Genomic DNA, 21440 nt, shown 5'->3' with positions numbered 1-21440 from the left:
GTGTGATCAGCTCAGAGATAGAGAATTCCATCTAATCAAGGCGCATTGGTGAAGGAATGCCCAGGCCTTTCGAACCAATGTAACGCAGGGTAGATGGAATCCTCTATCTCCCTGCGGGCGCGGCTTTTTCAGCTTTTGAGCTGCGCCAATTGCGTTCGATTTAGCGCCACTAAACCTTCACGAAATTGGCTTGTCAAAAGTTGAAAAATTCTCGCGCTGAGTGAGCACACATTAAGGTGGATTAGTATAAGGCTTAGTCGCGAACTTCGTAACGTTATTCCGATTTTCCGGGGAATAGGTCCCAGGGAGTGGGATTAACACAAGCGGTGCACGAGCATTCGTACGCCGCTAAACAACATGGCTCCAACCAAGTAAGCCGCTATTGGACCAATAACAATAAGCAACAGTGCGCCGGAATGAATCATGGTTCTGTCCTTACACGTCATCATTCTCAGTTCGCACCGTCACATTCTCTTTTTTGACATTACGAACAGTAATTTTAGCGACCATTTCTTTTGGTTGGATATCTGGTTCAAACTGATGGCTGGCCGTCAACACCTCATACGTTACCTGAGTTGATAACTCTTGCTTGGTTAGTTGCCCAGCGTGAGTGACAAAAGCATCTATAGCACGTTGTAAAGGAGCCTGGGTTGAGTTTTCAGCAGCTACAGCGTTAGCAGTCATAATCCCAGTTAGGGTAAAAGCGGTGAGTACACGACGAAAAGTAAACATAAATCCTCCTGATATAATGGTAATTAGACACTGCACTGGTAATGACTGCGTGGCAGGTATCTCTTAAGTCGTTCACACTAAAGCGATAGTTGTGCCAATCAGAAAATAAAATATAAGATTTTGAAATATAACGATTTTTATTTTACTTTTTACAGGCGGGAGTTATCTGGAGGATGAGTGAAACCAAATTGTGGTGAGTTTTTTAAAACAGTTAGTGAAATTCACCAACTGTCTTAAAAAGGCGTTTGCCGTTATTGCATTGCGATAGCTATTTTCGCAATTTTTCTATGACGGTGATAACGCCAACTATTAATGCGCCAGCGATAAACCCTATTAACCCGTCAACTAAAACGGGGGTAACGGGACCTAAGGCAGGTATTGCTTTACTTGCCATCTCGGAAAGATGATGTAATTGAGGGATATTGTGGGTGAGAATACCACCTCCTACTAAGAACATGGCGATGGTTCCAATCAATGAAAGTGCTTTCATCAAAATGGGAGCCGAAATTAATAAGCCTCTCCCTAAGTTTCGCTGTAAGACATTCCAATTTCCGCTGAGGGACTTCTTCAACAGGTAATTGCCTAAGTCATCTATTTTTACGATACCCGCCACTAAGCCATAAACACCAGCGGTTATCAGTACGCTAAGGGCACATAGCACGCCCACCTGAGTGATAAAATTGGCTTCCTGCACACTACCTAATGCAATGACCACGATTTCAGCAGAAAGAATAAAATCGGTGCGAATGGCTCCTTTAATCTTTTCCTTCTCAAGTGCAACCAAGTCCACGTTTTCGTCTGCTAACTGGCGAAGACGTGCTTCTCGGTCTTCCTCACTAGGACGAAAAAATAGCCGGTGCAGTACTTTTTCCGAGCCTTCAAAACATAAATAAAGTCCCCCCATTACCAGGAGAATAATTACAAGAACGGGTACAAAGGCGCTAATTAGCAGTGCGGCAGGAACAATAATAACCTTGTTTAGCAATGAGCCCTTTGCCACCGCCCACACAACCGGCAGTTCACGTTCTGCCCGCACTCCACTAACCTGATTGGCGTTTAGCGCGAGATCATCTCCCAGTACCCCCGCAGTCTTTTTTGCGGCGACCTTAGACATAACAGAAATATCATCAAGAAGAGTAGCGATATCATCAATTAAGGCAAGTAAATTGGCTGCGGCCACGGTAAGGTCCTTGTTGGCAAATAAATAAGCATACTTGGGAATTTTGCTATAAAGCAACTTGGTGCAGAGGAAAACTCTCTGTTCTACATGGATAGTACTTGCTGTTTGTCGAGGATCACATGGAAAACTACCAAATAGCGTCAATATGTACAGCATTATTATCTATCTGAGCGGAAAATCTTCTCTTATACATCCTGTGTGATGGTCAAACTTCTTTTCTACTAACCGCAAAACGAGCGGCTTGGGGCCGTATAAGACTGGCAAATTATTCATTTGCGCTGGCGTGAAACTTTCTCGCTGCTAGCTGTCTTTCAAAGAACAATAGCTCTCCCACGGTTTTAGCGTCCTGATTTTATCTTTCTACTTATTTCCTCTATCTTCCTGTGAGCGCGGCCAGCAGGGCACGGCTTTTTCAGCTTTTGAGCTGCGCCAGCTGCGTTCGGTTTAGCACCACCAAACCTTCACAACACTGGCTTGTCAAAAGTTGAAAAGTTCTCGCGCTGAGTGGGCACACCTCAAGATGAATTAATATTACTTCCAACAGTAGCTTTTAGTTCGATAGCTGCCTTTTCCATTAAGCGAAACCTTACGGTCAACAAAAGAAATATTTAATAATACTTCCCAGCATGAATGACGATTTTACTTAATCTTCATTTTTCAGATAACAAGAAGTAATAGCTTGATTTTAATTTTACATAATTCAACGAAGCTTAAACAATTTAAAGTAGCGGCGCTGATAATTTGAGTTGTATTTCCATTTATCAAGATGTTCTATATCTTTTTCTTCTTCTATTGAAATCATCATTATCCGGAATATAAACCTTGTGCTTATGAAACCTTTACACGCCTGCGGTAATTTTTATGTTTAAAACTATGGGTCAAGTCTTTAATAATTACCCTGCCTAAAAATGTCTTATTGTTTAATGTTGAGTATTTTCTTTAACTTACAAAGAGGTATCGATATTGTTGATGACTGGGGATTTTTAAATGAAATTTTAAGAGGGTTTTAATAAAAGCATCGGCACAGTTTCTGCAAAAAGCCGTGTAGTCTTCTCACAAATATCAGTTTTTTTGAGGGGGATTTTTTACATATCTCAATATCTAAGGAGACGAGTAATGACAGAGAAAAATCAGTACACGATGCAGGATCCGCGGGAACAGTACCCTCTGCACAATCCCAAGGCTAACGATTCGCAGCCAGAGCCCGCCCTTGATAAAAAGCTAGACCCTAAAGCTGATCACGGTGAAGAAAGCTATCAGGGAGCCGGAAGATTGAAGGGTAGAAAGGCGCTGATAACCGGCGGGGATTCTGGTATCGGACGAGCGGTAGCTATCGCTTTTGCGCGCGAAGGCGCGGATGTAGTTATCAATTACCTTGAAAGTGAAGAAAAAGATGGTGCGGAGACGCTGAAGATACTGAAGGACACCGGCCAGCAAGCTTACAGTATAGTCGGTGATATCACCGATGAAAAGTTTTGTGAATCCCTTGTGCAACAAGCAGCGGACAAGCTGGGTTCGATAGATATTCTGGTAAACAATGCAGGTAAACAGCAGTTTGTTAAAGAATTGGCCGACCTTACCACCGAACAGTTTCAAAAGACCTATGCTACCAACATTTTTGCTATGTTCTGGATAACTAAAGCGGCTGTACCGCTGATGCCAGCCGGAGCAAGTATTATTAACACCACATCAATCCAGTCTTACCAGCCTTCCCCAGGATTGCTCGACTATTCATCAACTAAAGGCGCCATCACTGCGTTCACTAAGAGCTTGGCTAAAATGTTAATTGAAAAAGGCATACGGGTAAACGGAGTGGCGCCCGGCCCTATTTGGACGCCTCTGCAGCAAAGCGGTGGCCAACCTGAAGAGAAGTTGAAGGAATTTGGCGGACAGGTACCGATGGGCCGGGCGGGTCAGCCGGCAGAATTAGCTCCCATGTATGTTTATCTGGCGTCCCAGGAGTCGAGCTATGTAACAGCAGAAATAATGGGAGTGACAGGCGGTGGTCATCTTCCTTAAAAATGCCGACGAAAAGGTTGCCGAGCCTATCCTGATGCGCAACCTTTTATATTGAGAGACGCCGTTTTTGCGGCGATGGCATGAGGGTTAGCTGGGTACAGCTAACTCATCTGCATCAGGTAAAACCTTACGAACATAACAGTACTAAAGGAGAAAGTAATGTCTCATGAAATGTATCGTTCTTGTATAGATGCTTGTAACAGCTGTGCTACAGCGTGTTATCACTGCGCGACGGCCTGCCTAACCGAAGACGACGTAGCAAAAATGGAGGATTGCATCCGCACTGACTTAGACTGTGCGCAGATATGCCAGCTAGCTGCAGCTGCCATGGCACGTGGTAGCCAATATGCCAAACAGATTTGCAAACTGTGCGCCGAGATTTGTCGCAAATGTGGTGAGATATGCAAGCAGCATGAACATTCTCACTGCCAGGAATGTGCAGAGGCCTGCATGAAGTGTGCGGAAGAATGCGAAAAAATGTCTGCTTAATCGCAGGCAAAAGATAGAGAAGCCCTGGCAGTGATTATTAGCTTGTCAGGGCATTTTTTTGTTTCGTACACCGTCGCAGTAAATACCACAGATTAATCAGGGTTCCTTAGAATGATATTCTTTGAAAGTTGGTTTGAGATCTTCCGCGTTGCTGTTTCCGCTGTGGTTATCTATTTTGTGTGCATCATTTTCGTCAATGTATTCGGAAAAAGATCAACCGCAACTATGAATAATTTCGACTGGATCGTGACTGTCGCCGTGGGTTCGATATTAGGATCTTCAGTGTTGCTTAAGAAGGTAGTCATCCTCGAAGTTACAACGGGTCTTCTGGTTCTACTTTCTCTACAGTACATTTTCACGTTGCTTTCTTCTCGTTTCAAAGGCTTTGATAAACTAATGAAGAAGAATCCCGTTTTGCTTTATTCCAAAAGCGGCTATATCACGCAGAATATGCGAAGAGAGAGAATTACAATAGAGGAAGTCAAAATGAACATTCGTCAAAAAGGATATGTCGATGAATCCCGTATATCTGCTGTGATATTTGAGCCCAATGGACAGTTAAGTATTTTGCCTAAGCCAGGAGAGGAAAAAGGGATAGAGGATAGCGATAATTTATCTGCCAAACTCTCTTAAGAAGTTAACAAAACTTAGGGTTTTTATCGTCTTAATCTACTTGATTTCTATCGACCTAAATTTTAATGCTATTGGTGCTGCGGAATCATTATCTAAAAATGATCGCGAATCATTTACCAGAGAAAATTTCCAGGGCAACCGCATGAGTGAGCGAAAAGCCATCAGCTGAGAAACTTTCCTGTTTCTCAAGGCTGCTGAATATATATTTATTCACGCTCTTACTCTAAATCTATGCTGAGAATAATATTGGAGTGTCGCGAGAACAAACCGCGAAGGTAAATAATACGGCACCTTACTACCGCGGCTTTTAACTGATAATATTAATGGCCTTTAACAAATTTAAAGAAACGGCTGTCTTTATCGTCCTGGTACAAAAAGCTCAGATCGCTCTCGTCAAACGTGCTAAAAAATTCTTGCCACTCAACTTCTTCTAAATCGTCATCGTTAGAAAACTTGACTCTTAGTAGTCCGGCACCATCGCCATCGTCTTCTGTGCCTTTTACAATGGCGGGCTTGCCATCGTGCTTTTCAATCCAGGATTTTATTTTGTCATGATCTTTAGTGCTATTTGCAGAACTCATTGCTTTCTCCTGTCGTGGTTAATTCAAAGAGTTGAATTTGCCTGATTTTTACGTAAGGCGTCATAATCTGGATTATTCGAATCAGACTCTCCGTCGGCTTCGCACACGTAAATTTCATGGGCAATACGCTTGATATTGGTAAAGCCTGCTGCGCGTAACAACGCTAACACACCAGCATGATTTGCTGCCCACCAGTTAGTCGGATCATCAGCAAAGCGCTTTTCAATAAACGCCATTTGCGGCCAGCCGTCCTGCAACATAACTTCTCGTTTATCCAGTGGATAATTGTCTTTAACTTCTACTACTTTATCACCAGGCATTGTCATCGTTTGGAACACCATTGTGCCCCGACAACGCCGCCTGATGATATCCAGCGCTAAAAGAGGATAGCGCAGGTGATATAGCACACCCATAAACCATACGATATCGTATTGCTGATCATCATCAGCCAGCTCATAAACTGCTTGCTTTTTAAAGGTCACCTTCCCTTGGCTAGGCATCAACGATTGTGCCCATCGCGCCTGATTAAGGTAGTGGTCATCCAAATCTATAGCGGTAACATCCGCACCGCGCCCGGCCAGCTCAAAGCTATAAAAGCCGGCGTTACAGCCGATATCCAGTGCGCGTTTACCTGTGAGATCTTTTGGGATGTGGGGTTCGATTTGCTGCCACTTAAACTTGGGGAAATCTCCTAAAAAATGTTCCGGCGCAGTATGATTGCCGTCGGGCAGATGAAGGTTGTGGAACCATGGGCCAAGTTCGTCAATTTTTGCTTTGGTTGTCATATTCATTAGACTTTCCTTTAAGCTACTGAGCCGCTACAGAGGCGACACTTTCATCAATTGCGACTAATTCGTACCAGTAATTTTCCAGTTCCTGAGCACGATGCTCGCTGGTGTGATGCGCAAGTACTTTTTGGCGCAAATTATCGCCCAGTGTCGCTCTCTCGGCGTTACTCATGTTGAGATAGCGGGTGACATCGCTATGCGTACGGGCCAGCAAAATCTCATCATTAATGCTGAAGAACTCATCAATACCGGACCACACGTCACTGATGATTGGCGTGCCGCAAGCGGCAGCTTCAAACAGTCGTACGCTGGGGGAATATCCCGCGCGGATCATATCCTGTCGGGTTACGTTGAGAGTAAAACGCTGTTCATTATAAAAATGGCGGTGCAAGTGAGGCGGAATATGTTCGCTGTGTAATACATTGGCAGGCCAGCTTACGCTTTCAGGATACTGTGCTCCGGCAACATGCATTTGTAGCGACGATTGCTGGCGCGCAGGCTGTAGCAGCAATTCTTCTACCGTCGGCTGCCGATCATCGCTGTAGGTACCAAGGTAGCCGAGGTCATATTTGCGCTCCGTATCCTTTTCAGGATAGTAAAGTTCGGGATCAACAGAGCAATACAGCGGCTTGGCACAGCGCGCGCCGTACTTCTGCTCTAAAAATTCAAGAGTAGGCCCGCCGGTAAAAGACAGATAGAGATCAAAACGCGAGATATCATCCGCAGTGAGATATTCACATTCTTCTTTTGCCAATTTGGCAAGCGTGACCGGAGTGTCGATGTCATAAAAGGCAAAACACGGAGCTGATACCTTCTCAATAAGATCAGTCAGTGCAGCGGCATCGGGAGTGTATGAACCGAGAATAATAAAATCGGCATCATTTATTAATTCCCGATGTTTATCCAGTTCAGCCAGTTCCTGGTAAAGCACGGTTTGACAAAATGCTGGCTCTGGCATATCCCGATGATTGGCATACCAGGGAACATCTCTTTCAAAAAATGTCACCTGGTGGCCGCGCCGGTTTAATGCCTTAATCAGACTGCGAAATGTAGTAGCATGTCCGTTGCCCCAGGAAGAGGTGATAGATAAGCCAAAAAAAACAATATTTAGTTGCTTCACAAATTACCCTCTACTCTTTTATACATAGGCACGACTGGTGCGTTCGGCCTTCATAATCTGCTCGAATTGTTCTGCGCGATGACTATAAGTATGCTCTGCCAGCACGCGCGCTCGCGCCGCCTGACCAATGCTCTTAGCTCGCTCTACCGACAAATTTTGCAGGTGTGCAGTGACTTCATCACCATTTCGGGCAACCAATACTTCGGTGTCTGGCTCTAAAAATTGTTCTACACCTTGCCAATAGTCCATGATCAGACAGGCTGCGGCTCCGGCGGCTTCAAAAACCCGGGTAGGGGGTGAGAATCCTGTTGCTGCCATACTGTCACGGTTGATATTAAGTACCGCCAGCGGGCTACAGTTAAAGGCATTGTGATCCCGAGTATAAATATGACCGGCGTAATCTAAATTAGGAATGGTTTGCGCAACATCTTCCCATCCGCTGCCTCCTAACAAAAACTGCTTATCATGCAACTGCTGGGCAGGCTTAAAAAAGAACTCTTTCACTCTGGCTTCTCTATCGGGTAGACGATTTCCCAAGAACCCTAACAGTGCGGAGCTAAATCGTGAATCCGGTTCTACCGGGTGGTGAGTAGAGGGATCCAGCGCATTATAAATAGGCTGGCAATATTGCGCGCCCAGCTTGGTGTATTCGTCGATAACCGGATTGCCGCCACCATAGGTTAAGACCATGTCATATTCCGGAATTAACTCACGAAAGGGGTCGTTGGCGTTCTCTTTTACCCGTGCCAGCGTGGCTGGCGCATCAACGTCCCAAAATATTGTGGTGCTATCGCCACAATATTCCAACACTGCTTGCTCCAGCCATTCATCAAGCACGCCCACGCCACTGGCTTTTACCACAATGTCAGCCTTCGCTGCTTCTTTTAGCTGCGCCAGAGCTGCTTCTTCGGTAGGTTGATACACCCTGACCCGTGCCCAGGAAGGATCTTCCATATCACGGTGCTTCTGGCGATCAAACGCATCGGGTTCGTAAAATGTCACTGTGTGGCCGCGTTCGGCAAGGGCACGAATGATGCCACGGTAATAGGTTGCGGCGCCATTCCAGTAAGATGACACCAAGCTCGAACCAAAAAACGCGATGTTTAATTTCATAGATAAGTTTCCTGAGTAAGCAATTGTGAATCACGGGGCGTACTGAGGCTGCGAGGTTTCACATCCATACTGTTGCAAATTTTTAATAATTGGTCGACGCGGTGGGCGCAGGTGTGGCCAGAGAGAATGGTGTTCAGGGCATGTTGCGCCATTTCAGCAGCATAGTCGTCATCATTCAGTAGCGCTTGCATGGCTTTTTGCATCTGGTCGCCATTCTTGACAACAAGATAATCTTCGCCTGGAGTGAACAGATTTTCAGCATCTTCCCAGGGGGCGCAAATTAGCGGAATACCGCAAGCCATAGCTTCAAAAGGGCGAATGGTAGGAATACCCGGAAGCTGTTCGGTATAGAATTTACGTGGAATGTGCACCGTCATCCGATGATTGGCAAAGACGTCGGGCGCGCGAAAGTTGGCTAGCCAGCCGTGATACTTGATCTCCCAGGCTTTCAGTTTAGTCAGAACTTCCGGAGGATAACGAACACCAAAGATATTGGTGGTCAATTTAAGTTCCTGCGTGGGCTGAAACAGAAATTCCTGCAATGTCTGAGTGCGCTCATTGTCGCCCCAGTTGCCCACCCAAACTACATCTCCCTTTACAATATCGTCGCTTGGCTGGTGAGGGTAGAATACATTGGTATCAGCAGCCTCATGCCACGTCCACACCTGATTATGCCACCCGTGCTGCCGGTACACTTCGCTTAGCACCTCACCGAAAGCAAGAATGCCATCGTAATATTCAAGCTCGAAAGCTTTTATGCCGTTAGGATCGCTAATGGCGCGGTGATGGGTATCGTGAAATAGCAGGCGAAAAGCTGGATTGGTTTTTCTCACTTTGCCCAGGCCATTTACCAGCCAGTCTTCATTCCATTCGTGTACGATAACCACATCAGCGTTATCTGTGGCCTGAGTGAGATCCAACGAATTTTTGTCATATTGAATACTGCTTAGATTGGGATAGTGCTGGCTGAACTCCTTTAGCGGTTGCTCGCCATGATCTTTAACTAAGTTAGCTTTGCTCCAGCTATCAGCAGGTTCATAGGTTGTTACCGTATGTCCTTTAGCTAGTAATTCAGTGACAACGCCGCGCAAAAAGTGCGCGTTGCCGTGATTCCAGTCGGAAACCAGAGAATGGTAAAAAAGCACAAAATTCATAAAGTTACTCCAGCAGAAGCAAAAGACGTTTTAGACGGTGAATGGCGACTAGTTAACATCTGGTGATAAGTATCATAGTAGCCTTGCGCCATAGCGCTTTCGCTATAACGAGCCGCTCGGCGCTGGGCTTTCGCAGCTTGTAAGCGGCGTAGCTCGGGGTCGTCGGTTAGTGATGCTAACGCGGTGTTTAAAGACTGCGCATCATGAGGATTCACATAGGTTGCTGCATCTTCCCAGACTTCTCGCAGGCTCGGAATATCGCTTAGTACCAGCGCATTTCCCGCGCGCGCTGCTTCTAAAATAGCCAGACCAAAAGGCTCATAAAAGGCAGGGGCGACATATATCTGACTTTGGTAAAGCCATGGTGCCAGTTGGTCTTCTGCCAGCATTCCCAGACAGTGCACATTTTCAAATTCAGCACTGCCGCCGTTGGGATCCTCGCTTTGCCCGGCGACATATACCGGCCAGCTCAAATCAGCGCTGATGCTGGCAAGCAGAGCCAGATTTTTAGCTTGATCCCACAGTCGACCCGCGGCAAAAATGTAGGGCGCTGAGGGAATGTTCTGAGGTTCTTCCAGAATGGGCTTGGTGTCACTCGCGGGCAAGGCTGGCCAATCCCGGCCGTTATAAATTATCTGTGAGCGACGAACGGAACCGTATACGTTTTGAAAGCTATTCAACATTGCATAAGTAGGCGCAACTAACGTATCGACTGATTGCGCACTTGCAGTCACCATTGATTTATACTGCTTCCAGCGCTGTTCATCAGGATCACGACCCAGCGTGGCTTGCCACCAGGTATAAACGCAAGAGTGAACCACCATCAACACTGGTGCATGCCAATTGAGATCCCCATGCGCCAAGTCATTCAAGTGTACGAGATCCGGTTTATATTCCTCTTGCAGCTCCAATAGCCACTGGGCAGCTGCGTTTACATCCTGTTCCGAGTCTTCCATCCAGCACAGTCGAAAATTGCTTTCAAATATTGTTGTTGCGCTTAGCTGTGCCGATTGTCGGCGCTGCTGCTCTGTCATTGGCGCACCCATGGTGGCAAGACCTACCTCCACACCTAACTGATTGAGCGCACGACAAAGACTAATTGCATAGGTCCAAACTCCGCCGACGGTGTCAGCGGTCATCAGTATCTTCATCGCTGATAGATCCTGTCGATGATTTGAGCAACCGTGGCAACTTGCTCTACTTCAGCGTCAAAGCGAGGACTGGTACCCAGTTGCTGAGCCCAATGACATAAGGCGCGACCGCCCCAATCTTCGGGAAAGCTGGCTAATTGATTGCGCTGGGTTCCTCGCAAATGAAAAGTCTCAAAATCAAAGAAAGATCCATTCACATTGCGAAGCTCCATGCCTCCTTGGGTGCCAAAAAAGCGAGCACTAATGACCGCATCCTGGCCTGCATGTAAATTCCATGAGCAGCCTAGCTGTACATCGCAATTGCCCAGCTGGAAGCCAATATTGGCATAGTCTTCAACATCGTTAATCGGAGTTTGGAGACGGTTACCTCCCTTATATAAGTGACTGGATAAGCCACGTATCTCGTTGGGTCCCAGCAGCCAAAGCGCCAGGTCGATTAGATGAATGCCTAAGTCAATAACACAACCGCCGCCTGAGCGGGAGAAGTCATAAAACCAAGGCTTGTCGGGGCCGTACGCGTTGTGGAACACCAGCTCAACACTGAAAATTTCACCTAGCTCGCCGCTGTTGATCAGTTCGCGCATTTTCTTCACGCCATCAAGATAGCGATAGGAAAAGTCGATGCCGAGGAGCCTGTCGGCATTGCGAGCCGCTTCAATGACAGCCGTGGTTTCGTCGCTCGTGCGCGCCAGAGGCTTTTGACAAAACACCGCTTTTTTAGCGGCCAGGGCGGCTAAACATTGTTCTTTATGGAGCGCGCTTGGGGTGGCGATGACTACACCATCAAGATCATGAGTAAGAAGTTCTTCCAAAGAAGTTGTTACCTCAGCATCCTGTGCACACTTTTTTTGGGCCTCAAGCGCGTTCTGCTGATGAGAGTCACAAATCGCGGCAATTTCAGCGTGGCCGCTATTTGCCAGCGCTTCCATGCGCAACTGACCTATCCAGCCAGTTCCTATAAATCCCAGCCGTGGTTTTACGCTTGTGGCGGGCGGGGCATCCATTACTGCGGCTAACGTCATAGCTCAATCCATCCTTTAATAAATCCATCGGGTCGTTCTTCCATCATAGAAAACGCTTTATCCACTTCTGCTAACGAAAATTTATGAGTCAGTACTGATTCGGGTGATATCCTGCCACCAAGAGTGGCTTTTATGCCCGCACGCATGCCTTCAACATAACGCTCTGGCGCCCGCTCATGGGCGTTGATTACGTCAATTGCGCGCCAGTTCCAGGTTTGCATATTGACCTGGCGCAGCCCATCCTGATGAAAGCCAGCAATAATAAGTTTGCCGTACTCGGCAATCATTTCGGTGGCGGTATCTAAGGCAAACTGTAAGCCTGTGACTTCAATCACGCGCTGGCATCCCACACCGTTGGTTTTCTCAACAATTTTGCAGGCGTTGCCCCACCAATCTTCGGTATCCAGCGCTGTGGTGGCTCCGAATTCCAGCGCTTTATCTCGGGCAAACTGCCGTCGGGAAAGCACGTGGACGTTCGCTCCTGCTCCCACGGCCAACTGAACTAGCAGCAAGCCGAGAAAGCCAGCACCTACAATAGCCACATCTTGACCGGCCTGAATATCGGCGCGGCGAAAGATATTCATGGCACAGCCAATGGCCTCGCCGGGAAAAGGGCGACCTTCGAGCTCATCCGGTAGTAGAACCGCTTGTGAAGCGTCGGTACAGTCATAGTCGGCAAACCCATTTTCAGTCAAAAAAGCAACTCGCTGCCCTGGCTTAAAGCCGCCAACCTCAGAACCACACTCAACAACCCGGCCCCAAGGTTCGTGTCCAGGATTACCCGGCGGGAGCGGGTACTTTGTCCATTCCCGGCCCTGCCAATCAGGCAGGCTTGAAGCGCACACTCCACAACCTTCTACTTTGATTAGCAGTTCGTTGGCTTTAGGAGCAGCAATTTCACGTTCTTCTACCGAAACTGTTGCTGGTGCGCCGACTATTGCTGCGCGTTGCTGCATTTGTTGTTCAGGTAGCTTGCGGGCGAGGGCGTCAAGCAATTGCATGATGGTCAACTCCTTTTTTAGCCAATTGCAGGTTTAATGGGGAATAAGAAGTGTTTCGTTCGATCCATAAGCGCATATTAGCGAGCCCTTCTTCAATGCCGACTTGAGGTTTCCAGCCAGTGGCCTTTTCGAACGCGCTAGTATTAGAGACATAATATTTTTGGTCGCCTTGACGCCAATCGTCGAACCGGCAATCTGGTTTTACGCCAGTCAATGCTTCCAGCCGGCTTAATAATTCCCGTAAACTGATTGCATTGGCCTTGCCGCCGCCGATATTGAAGGCGCGCCCGGAAAGCTGCTGAATATTTGCCTGCGCGGTAGTCATAGCGTTAATTAAGTCTTTCGCATACAGCACATCACGAACCTGACAGCCATCCCCGTAAATGGTCAGCGGTTTATTCCGTAGCGCTTGCAGCAGGAAGTGAGCTACCCATCCTTGATCTTCAGTGCCAAACTGATGTTCACCGTAAATGCAGCTCATTCTGAAAACGACAGCAGGGAGGTTGTAGCTTCTGGCATAATCCAGTACGTATTGATCTGCAGCGCCTTTTGAACATCCATACGGACTATGAAAATCCAGATGCTGCTGTTCGCTCACGCCATTTTGAAACTGGGTCGCTTTGGGAACATACCTTTCGCCCCGCATTTCCAGCTCCACGTTTTCAAGCGCGCCGTACACCTTGTTGGTCGAGGTAAACAGCAAGGGCGGTGGCGACGACAGTCGGCGCATGGACTCCAGAACATTCAGCGTGCCGCGCAAGTTAATATCGAAATCGTATTCTGGGCTGTCAAGGCTGGTAGTCACCGCCACCTGAGCGGCGAAATGATAAACCTGAGAAGCGTGGTCAACGGCATCCCGCACCAGATGAGCATCGCGAATATCGCCGATTTCCAGTTGTACCTGATCGCCAAATTCGTCACACAGCCATTCAAGATTCTGCTCAACGCCAGCGCGGCCGAGATTATCGAAAATCAAGACTTGTTTGCCTTCGTTAAGTAAATGCTTGGCGAGGTTGGTACCCACAAAACCCGCGCCGCCGGTGATTAGCACTGGCTTTTCGTTTCGAGACGAGCTGGAGGCTTTGGAAATTTGTGGCCGCGGGCCGTTAGTCGGCGCACGTTTTAAACCAGCACCGCTGTCAAAAACCGACTGCGACAGTTTCCGCAACCCATCGATGCCACTTTGTTCCCAAATGCGGTAAATAAGTTTTGGCGTCCCGTCTGCCGTTTTCAAACCAAAGTGATAGTGGCGTTCATCTTCGTGAAAACCATCCTGATGGCTTTCATAAGGGTGAAGATCATAGCCGCAGTACCAGTAAATCCGATCTGCAGGTGCTTCAAGCACTTCAATGAATTTTTTAACCTGAATAATTTCGTCATGTCGCCAGGTGGAATATCCAACTTCGGTTATCCATACTTCGGGCTTAAGCTGGTGGTAATCCAGTACTTCTTTTACCTGACGGATTTTGTCGGCCCAGGTTTCTTGAGTGAACTCCCAGGTACCGGGGAAACCATGAATACCAACAGCGTCGAAATTCTGAACTACGCCGCGCTCACACATCAAACTAAGCCAATTGGGATCGGTAGGACACATGCCTGCTAATACCGTCTTTTTCCCCATTTCCCGGGCGCGCTTGGCTGCCATGGTGATCATTTCACTGAAAATTTCCCAGTTAGGATCCAGGTGCCAGTCCCAATCATTGAGGTTATTCGGTTCGTTCCAAAGTTCGATCCACGAAAAATGTTCGTCATAGTCGTTGATCATGGTTTCAACAAAGTGAACGTAGTAAGAAATATCCCGGGGCGGTGCCGAGGTCTTTTCTTCAATGCCGATTGACGGCGGTGTGTAGGTAAAGCATGGAAGAATCTGCACCTCTTTTGCCAGCGTGGGCACTAGCCAGCGAAACCATTCACGACCTTCTTCAGTGTGCCAATCGGCCCAGGAAAGGCCTGTGCGCAGATACTTGATATTTAATTTACGAAGATCTTTAATTAGCGCTAAGGCTCTTTCGTGCTCTCCAGGTCGCAGCCATTCCAGTACCCCCAGAGCGGGGGAGTTATTGGCGTTTTCTTCTCTCATCTGCTCAACCCCCTGCTGGATAACTCGCTACGCATGCTGTCAACGCGATCATTGGCGCTTTGTTTTTGCAGCCACTGAGCAAGCTCGTCCAACCCTTGCTCTAATGAAACCTGGGGGCGGTAACCCAGCAGCTTTTCCGCTTTGCTGATGTCACCGAAGCAATGGCGAATATCTCCTACCCGATATTCTCCGCACACTTCCGGTGTGAGATGGGATTTGCCCAGTTGAGCGGCGACCTTTTCGGCCAGTTCGAGAATAGAGTAATTATTTCCGCTACCGATATTAAAGACTTGTCCGTTGGCGGCATCGGATTCCAGTGCCTTTACACAGGCCTGGGCAATGTCATGAACGCTCACAAAATCACGCCTTTGCTGACCATCTTCAAAAATTACTGGTGCACGATCATTTAAATAGCGCGACGAAAAGATAGCAAGCACACCAGTGTAAGGATTAGACAGTGCTTGTCGTGGGCCGTAGATGTTGAAAAAGCGCAGGGCTGTGGTGGGAATGTTGTAGGCTTCACCTACCATCAAACAGAGCTTTTCCTGGTCATACTTGGATAATGCATAAACTGAGGAAGGAGCGGGAAGCTTATTTTCGTCAGTAGCAATGGGTCGTAAAACCTGCCCATTAAGTCGGGGGTCCCAATTGCTTTTCTTCAGCTCTTCCGGCGACCGTTCATGTGGAAAAACAGTATTACCACTTTCGTCCAAATAAGCACCTTCGCCATACAGACTCATGCTGGAAGCCACTACCAGCTTTTTCACAGGCTTTTTCGCTATCGCTTCCAGCAGTACCGCGGTGCCAACATTATTGGTTTGCGTGTAGTGACAGATTTCGTACATGCTTTGCCCAACACCCACCGCTGCCGCCAAATGAAAGACGGCATCGACATCTTCCAAAGCTTGTGTAACGGCGTCCATGTCTTGCACATCACCGCGCAATTTCTCTACTCGCTTGTCAAGATAGTCCGGCCAGTCATTGGTTTCATGAACCTGGGGAGTCAAGTTATCTAAAACCCGAACGTTATAGCCGGCTTGTAACAGTTGATCAGCAAGATGTGAACCTACGAAACCTGCACCGCCTGTTATGAGGATACGATCCTTCATTGTTATCTCCAGTAATTTTCAGAGGCTTTTATTAATGATCGAGAATGAATGCGCTCGCCGTTTTACAACGAACAAATATTGTTACCCTGTGAACGACGGGTTATTCAACCGGTCGCAATGGGCATAAGAACGGGTTCTTCATCCCGTCGTACAGCGCTTTTTACCGCCAGCAAATCATCAAAATAGCTGATTGTGCTCTTAAGGCCTTTCTCAAGAGGAATACGTGGTTTCCAACCCAATGCTTCCTTTGCTCGATTGATATCCGGTTTGCGCCGCACAGGATCATCTGTAGGAAGAGGGTGATAAACAATTTCTGATGTAGAGCCGGTCATGGCAATAACCTGATGAGCGAGTTCTTCTACAGTGAATTCGCCTGGATTACCAAGATTTACCGGTCCAACGAAATCCGAAGGTGAGAACATTAACGCCAGCAAACCTTCTACCAGATCGTCAACAAAGCAGAAGGACCGGGTCTGACTGCCATCGCCGTAAACCGTAATAGGTTCATTTTTCAGCGCTTGAACAATAAAGTTTGAAATTACTCTGCCATCATCCGGCTGCATGCCTGGGCCGTAGGTGTTAAAAATACGCGCAATTTTGACAGGTGTGCCGTAAGTGCGATGAAAATCCATACATGTAGCTTCGGCGCACCGCTTGCCTTCGTCATAACAGGCGCGGGGCCCGATAGGATTAACGTTGCCAAAATAATCTTCTGTTTGCGGATGCACACTGGGATTACCATAAACTTCGCTGGTAGACGCTTGCAGTAAAGTGGCATTACAGTTTCTGGCAAGCGTCAGCAAATTTGCCACGCCTAAAGTATTAGTACGGATGGTTTGGAGCGGGTCTGCCTGATACTGAACGGGAGAAGCGCAACAGGCGAGGTTAAAAATCCAGTCGACATCAATGTCTATCGGCTGCGCCACGTCTTGTTCAAGAAGAAAGAAATTTTCGTGAGATGACAAGTTGGCTTTGGTGCCGCTTGAAAAGTTATCTACACAAAAAACTTTGTAGCCATCACGTAATAACCGGTGACTTAGATTCGTACCTATAAATCCAGCCCCGCCGGCGATAAGCACTCTTTTTTTAAGATGTGCCATAGAACCTCCGTCGTAGAAACTAAAGAAGTTACCTAGTTACTGCATAAGGCATTCGAATGGGAGGAAATGCCATAAATGTGCCGCTTTATTAAACTTATTTAATGATTAGGTAGAGGGAAGGCTATAAGCTTCTACAGCAGTGTCTTCAAGGGGTAAGTTGGAATATTCTGAAAAGGTATAGCAATAGGTCGAAGAGTTTTAACATTCCGTTAAAGTTACACATCTTTTGTAATATTTTCTTAGTCAACGTTATTGCAAGAAGTGGAGGTTTGGAAATATTTGCAATTAAAACTGCTGGTTAAAGTATAGCCGACCTTTTTAACTTCTACCCCTCGTTACACCTACACTTTCTTTAATTTCATGCCTGCAATTCTTGTGACAGAACGCCTAAAATTGACCCGCATAGATAAGTAGTTACTCGTATGCTCACGGATCGACATTAGAATATCTGCGCACGTATGGCGCTGAAGATTTGTATCATCCTTTTGCACAACCGATTAAATTTTTAGCGAGCTCATTTGTCAGCAGGGTCTACACCTTGCTTGACCGTTTGCATCATTTCGTAAGGTGTTAAATTTCTATGGCAGAACAATTATCTTTGACCGGAGTGCTTAAGCATCTTGACGACGATGCCGATGATCAGAAACTTACGATTGGGCAGGTAGTAAGGACGTTTGGTGGTCGGGGCTACGGGCCCCTGTTACTGGCATTAACTTTAATTGAGATTTTACCTACTGGTGCGATACCAGGTGTACCTACTTTTGTTTCTGTGTTGATTGTAATGGTGGCGGGTCAATTGTTAGCGGGCCGGGAAAGCCCGAAGGTTCCTCAAAAGCTGGCGGAAAAAGGATTTAATCGAGATAAATTTACTAAAGCACGGGAGAAACTTTATCCTTATACCAATAAAATTGATCGAATATTAAAACCCCGCTTATCACAATTCACCAGCGATACAATGAAAAGAGTGGTGGGCGGTATCTGCATCCTATTGGCACTGGCCATGCCGCCGCTTGAATTGTTTCCTTTCGCATCATCAGCACCGGCGTTGGCCATTGCATTATTTGCAGTAGGTTTAAGTACCCGAGACGGGTTGGTTATTTTGATTGGTTTAATTACAGCCAGTATCGTAGCTGCCGGAACGGTATATTTACTGGCGTTCTGATCGGTTTTCTTCTGTCGGCGAGTCTGTTAGCCGTTTTTCTTGCGGATATCGCTTAATACGCGCATCAATATATTTGTTAATTTCACCGTTTCTTGGCGTGCACTTTAGTCTTCCCCCGGTCCATTGGCTAAACAGAGCCACAGTTTTGTTAATTGTACTTGAACAGTTCACATTCACTGGCGCGGGCGCATCACTGGCTTTCCCCTTTTCACTTCCTTTGCGGCTGTCTGTAATAACCGGAGATTTTTGCTGTTGATGATAATTTTTGGTGGCTTCTTCGGCTAACGCATCAATCTGAGCGCTCTGACGTTGGCTGAAATAATTATTAAGCGTTTGCCTTGTCGTTAATTTTGGCTTTACCGGGTGTTCAGGAGCAAAACTGTCTGAAACCTCACTGGTTGTAGCAGGTGCCGGTGTAATATTCGCTGGCTGTGCTGGCGCGGAGGCGGTCGGTGGATTCGCTTCTTCCTTCTTCTCCTCAGGGCTCCGTTCCTGCAGAACGCTTTTTTCTTCTGACAAAGATGGCGCTATCGGTGGTGCGGCAATAATTAGTTTTGCCTTTATGGGGGGAGAATAAAGCGTCTTTGGCGACCTTGAGAAAGAAGAAAAAATGACAATCAAAACGACTCCTGTGTGCAGCAACAGTGAAATTATCCACAGCCATCTGCCACTATTATTCCTGCCATGGGTTTTGGCCATAACAACAGCGCGCTCTGGCGCGTACACAGGGGCAATAATAGATGATGTCATACCTTGTTGCAGACCTGTCTTACCCTTGATAGTTCCCTGATTTTCAAATCGGGATATTTCCGTGAAATTGCGTCTGCACAGTCTTGGGCAAGAGCATGAATGAATAGAAATTCAGCAGATTAGAGAAATAAGCAAAATTTCTTACCGGAAACGCTGAAAATTGGCCCCTGATAGCTCTGCGGGAGTAACCCTGCTCCAGAAGTTAGGCCAAGAAATCTTCACTTATTGTTTAAAAATTATTCGCCATCTCTCCCTCCTGCACAGTCATGGTTCATTTACTGTGCGATGCACTGTCGAGGTGCATTAAAATTTAAGTAAATGTCTCCGTTAAATGTTAACTCTTTGATACTTAGACAATTTAATAATTGGCACAGCTCTTGTGTTACTGCTCAACAAGATACTCAATGTGCAAGAAAAGCCACTATTAATTGGGAGCAACGCAATGAAATTAGTCACAGCGATCATCAAGCCCTATAAGCTGGATGATGTTCGTGAAGCCATTTCCGAAATCGGTATCGACGGGTTGACCGTTACCGAAGTGAAAGGTTTTGGACGTCAAAAAGGCCACACTGAGCTCTATCGAGGAGCAGAATATCAGGTGGATTTTTTACCAAAAGTGAAACTCGAAATCGCTGTTCAGGATGATCAGGTCGAGCGTCTGGTGGAATCTATAGTGGACGCTGCTAAAACCGGCAAAATTGGAGATGGCAAAGTCTTTGTCTATGACCTTGAACACGCTGTACGTATTCGTACCGGCGAGTCAGATGGTGATGCGTTGTAGATAAGAATAATGAATTTGCGGAGATAAGCATAATGGAAACAACCTTTGAACTTGGGTATGCACTAGATACTTTTTACTTTTTAATATGTGGCGCCTTGGTAATGTGGATGGCAGCCGGTTTTGCCATGCTGGAAGCGGGGCTGGTACGAGCTAAAAATACAACAGAAATTCTAACGAAAAATATTGCTCTGTTCGCCATTGCCAGCACCATGTATATGATTTGTGGCTATAGCATTATGTATGACGGCGGCATTTTCTTAGATGGCATTATGATTGATGGCGCAACGGGCGTGACAGAAGAGCCAGCTACTTACGCTCCATCAGCGGACTTTTTCTTTCAGGTAGTGTTTGTGGCGACAGCGATGTCAATTGTCTCTGGTGCCGTTGCAGAACGTATGAAGTTATGGGCATTTCTGGCTTTCGCGGTAGTAATGACCGGCTTGATTTATCCTATGGAAGGTTCCTGGACATGGGGCGGTGACGCTGTTTTTGGTATGTATACGTTGGGAGATTTAGGCTTCTCCGACTTCGCAGGTTCCGGTATCGTTCACTTGGCTGGCGCGTCAGCGGCTCTTGCTGGCGTACTGATTCTTGGCCCCCGGAAAGGCAAATATACTGCCGACGGTAAAATTAACGCCATTCCTGGCGCAAACCTGCCTCTTGCTACCATTGGAACCTTTATTCTTTGGATGGGCTGGTTTGGCTTTAATGGTGGTTCAGTGTTAGCAACGGCAACTGTAGAAAGTGCCAACAGTGTGGCAGTAGTGTTTATGAATACCAATGCCGCTGCCGCCGGAGGTTGTATTGCTGCATTGATCCTCGCACGTATCATGTTTGGCAAAGCGGACCTAACAATGGCACTCAATGGCGCTCTTGCCGGACTAGTGGCTATCACTGCTGAACCTTCAACGCCTACTCCTCTGACAGCTACTTTATTTGGTGCTTTGGGCGGTCTGCTGGTGGTGTTCAGCATAGTAGCCCTGGATAAGCTGAAAATAGACGATCCCGTAGGCGCAATTTCAGTGCACGGTACCGCAGGGTTGCTTGGCTTGCTTCTGGTGCCTTTTACTAACGACGGAAGTTCTTTTACTGGACAGCTGGTTGGCGCATTAACCATCTTTGTATGGGTTTTCGTGGCGAGTCTAATTGTTTGGGTTATCTTGAAAGCGGTTATCGGCATTCGGGTAACAGAAGAAGAAGAGTTTGATGGCGTTGACGCAAGCGAATGCGGATTAGAAGCTTATCCAGACTTTACCGGCGGACGTTCGTAACCATTTTAAATGGAATAATGAGATCTTGAGCAGGCAACTATAATAATAACTGATAATGCCTGAGTCACCACTGTTAAGCCTCGAGGTTGCGAGGCTTTTTTCTATTAATACCGATCCGCATAAGAAGCGTTTAGCGCGTGTTGATTTTTGGTGCCCGGACTTGGTTCAAAATATACCTTTTTGATTGCAGCGGGAGCTATCTAT

The 21440-nt window shown here is 46.8% G+C and carries 20 protein-coding genes; 6 read left to right on the top strand and 14 right to left on the bottom strand.

The features are described 5' to 3' along the window. Positions 1-435: 435 nt before the first annotated feature. Positions 436-732 carry a hypothetical protein gene (locus CA267_RS07305; protein WP_075608097.1) on the bottom strand — a complete coding sequence of 99 codons (297 nt, stop codon included), beginning with the start codon at positions 730-732 and terminating at the stop codon, positions 436-438. 268 nt (positions 733-1000) lie between these two features. Beyond that, the gene (locus CA267_RS07300; protein WP_075608098.1) at positions 1001-1912 is read right to left on the bottom strand and encodes a DUF808 domain-containing protein; all 912 of its coding nucleotides are present in this window, start codon (positions 1910-1912) and stop codon (positions 1001-1003) included. Between the two features lie 1116 nt (positions 1913-3028). Between CA267_RS07300 and CA267_RS07295 the strand changes: the two genes are divergently transcribed. From CA267_RS07295 to CA267_RS07285, 3 genes are all read left to right on the top strand, one after another. Beyond that, positions 3029-3931, top strand: a complete 903-nt coding sequence (locus tag CA267_RS07295) for an SDR family oxidoreductase (protein ID WP_075608099.1) — start codon at positions 3029-3031, stop codon at positions 3929-3931. A 159-nt stretch (positions 3932-4090) separates the two neighbouring features. Further along, positions 4091-4420 (top strand): four-helix bundle copper-binding protein, encoded by a 330-nt coding sequence (locus CA267_RS19230; RefSeq protein ID WP_075608100.1) that lies wholly within the window; start codon positions 4091-4093, stop codon positions 4418-4420. A gap of 225 nt (positions 4421-4645) precedes the next feature. Continuing rightward, positions 4646-5053 carry a DUF421 domain-containing protein gene (locus CA267_RS07285; RefSeq protein ID WP_083638519.1) on the top strand — a complete coding sequence of 136 codons (408 nt, stop codon included), beginning with the start codon at positions 4646-4648 and terminating at the stop codon, positions 5051-5053. A gap of 320 nt (positions 5054-5373) precedes the next feature. On the opposite strand, the gene CA267_RS07280 is transcribed toward CA267_RS07285, so the two are convergent. From CA267_RS07280 to CA267_RS07230, 11 genes are all read right to left on the bottom strand, one after another. Next, entirely contained in the window at positions 5374-5634 is a 261-nt protein-coding gene (locus CA267_RS07280) for a hypothetical protein (protein ID WP_075608101.1), read from the bottom strand. A gap of 23 nt (positions 5635-5657) precedes the next feature. Next, positions 5658-6425, bottom strand: a complete 768-nt coding sequence (locus CA267_RS07275) for a TIGR04290 family methyltransferase (RefSeq protein WP_075608102.1) — start codon at positions 6423-6425, stop codon at positions 5658-5660. Between the two features lie 16 nt (positions 6426-6441). Beyond that, complete coding sequence (locus tag CA267_RS07270; RefSeq protein WP_075608103.1) at positions 6442-7542, bottom strand: CgeB family protein; 1101 nt, start codon at positions 7540-7542, stop codon at positions 6442-6444. Between the two features lie 18 nt (positions 7543-7560). Then, entirely contained in the window at positions 7561-8655 is a 1095-nt protein-coding gene (locus CA267_RS07265; protein WP_075608104.1) for a CgeB family protein, read from the bottom strand. Beyond that, complete coding sequence (locus tag CA267_RS07260) at positions 8652-9809, bottom strand: CgeB family protein (RefSeq protein WP_075608105.1); 1158 nt, start codon at positions 9807-9809, stop codon at positions 8652-8654. Before CA267_RS07260 ends, CA267_RS07265 begins: the two co-directional genes overlap by 4 nt. After that, positions 9806-10960, bottom strand: coding sequence for a glycosyltransferase family 4 protein (locus CA267_RS07255; protein ID WP_083638280.1), 1155 nt, complete (start codon positions 10958-10960; stop codon positions 9806-9808). Before CA267_RS07255 ends, CA267_RS07260 begins: the two co-directional genes overlap by 4 nt. Beyond that, entirely contained in the window at positions 10957-11982 is a 1026-nt protein-coding gene (locus CA267_RS07250; RefSeq protein ID WP_075608106.1) for a Gfo/Idh/MocA family protein, read from the bottom strand. Before CA267_RS07250 ends, CA267_RS07255 begins: the two co-directional genes overlap by 4 nt. Continuing rightward, a complete protein-coding gene (locus CA267_RS07245) occupies positions 11979-12983 on the bottom strand; it encodes an MDR/zinc-dependent alcohol dehydrogenase-like family protein (protein ID WP_075608107.1) in 1005 nt (334 codons plus the stop codon). The genes CA267_RS07250 and CA267_RS07245 overlap by 4 nt, the downstream gene beginning before the upstream one ends. After that, complete coding sequence (locus CA267_RS07240) at positions 12970-15063, bottom strand: NAD-dependent epimerase/dehydratase family protein (RefSeq protein WP_075608108.1); 2094 nt, start codon at positions 15061-15063, stop codon at positions 12970-12972. Before CA267_RS07240 ends, CA267_RS07245 begins: the two co-directional genes overlap by 14 nt. Then, positions 15060-16172 carry an NAD-dependent epimerase/dehydratase family protein gene (locus tag CA267_RS07235; protein ID WP_075608109.1) on the bottom strand — a complete coding sequence of 371 codons (1113 nt, stop codon included), beginning with the start codon at positions 16170-16172 and terminating at the stop codon, positions 15060-15062. Before CA267_RS07235 ends, CA267_RS07240 begins: the two co-directional genes overlap by 4 nt. Positions 16173-16276: 104 nt before the next feature. Next, on the bottom strand, positions 16277-17272 hold the full coding sequence (locus CA267_RS07230; protein WP_075608110.1) for a UDP-glucuronic acid decarboxylase family protein: 996 nt from the start codon (positions 17270-17272) through the stop codon (positions 16277-16279). A gap of 580 nt (positions 17273-17852) precedes the next feature. Here CA267_RS07230 and CA267_RS07225 point away from each other — a divergent pair. Continuing rightward, positions 17853-18434 (top strand): exopolysaccharide biosynthesis protein, encoded by a 582-nt coding sequence (locus CA267_RS07225; RefSeq protein WP_075608111.1) that lies wholly within the window; start codon positions 17853-17855, stop codon positions 18432-18434. Here the strand turns inward: CA267_RS07225 and CA267_RS07220 are convergent. Beyond that, complete coding sequence (locus CA267_RS07220; RefSeq protein WP_075608112.1) at positions 18420-19184, bottom strand: cell envelope integrity protein TolA; 765 nt, start codon at positions 19182-19184, stop codon at positions 18420-18422. The genes CA267_RS07225 and CA267_RS07220 overlap by 15 nt on opposite strands. 442 nt (positions 19185-19626) lie before the next feature. Here CA267_RS07220 and glnK point away from each other — a divergent pair, with 442 nt between their 5' ends. Both glnK and CA267_RS07210 read left to right on the top strand, forming a co-directional pair. Next, a complete protein-coding gene (gene glnK, locus CA267_RS07215; RefSeq protein WP_075608113.1) occupies positions 19627-19965 on the top strand; it encodes a P-II family nitrogen regulator in 339 nt (112 codons plus the stop codon). 32 nt (positions 19966-19997) lie between these two features. Continuing rightward, positions 19998-21236, top strand: a complete 1239-nt coding sequence (locus CA267_RS07210) for an ammonium transporter (RefSeq protein ID WP_075608114.1) — start codon at positions 19998-20000, stop codon at positions 21234-21236. Positions 21237-21440 lie beyond the last annotated feature (204 nt).

It is taken from the genome of Alteromonas pelagimontana (genome assembly GCF_002499975.2).
GTDB classification, from domain to species: domain Bacteria; phylum Pseudomonadota; class Gammaproteobacteria; order Enterobacterales; family Alteromonadaceae; genus Alteromonas; species Alteromonas pelagimontana.
This window is presented reverse-complemented; position numbering and strand designations above follow the sequence as displayed.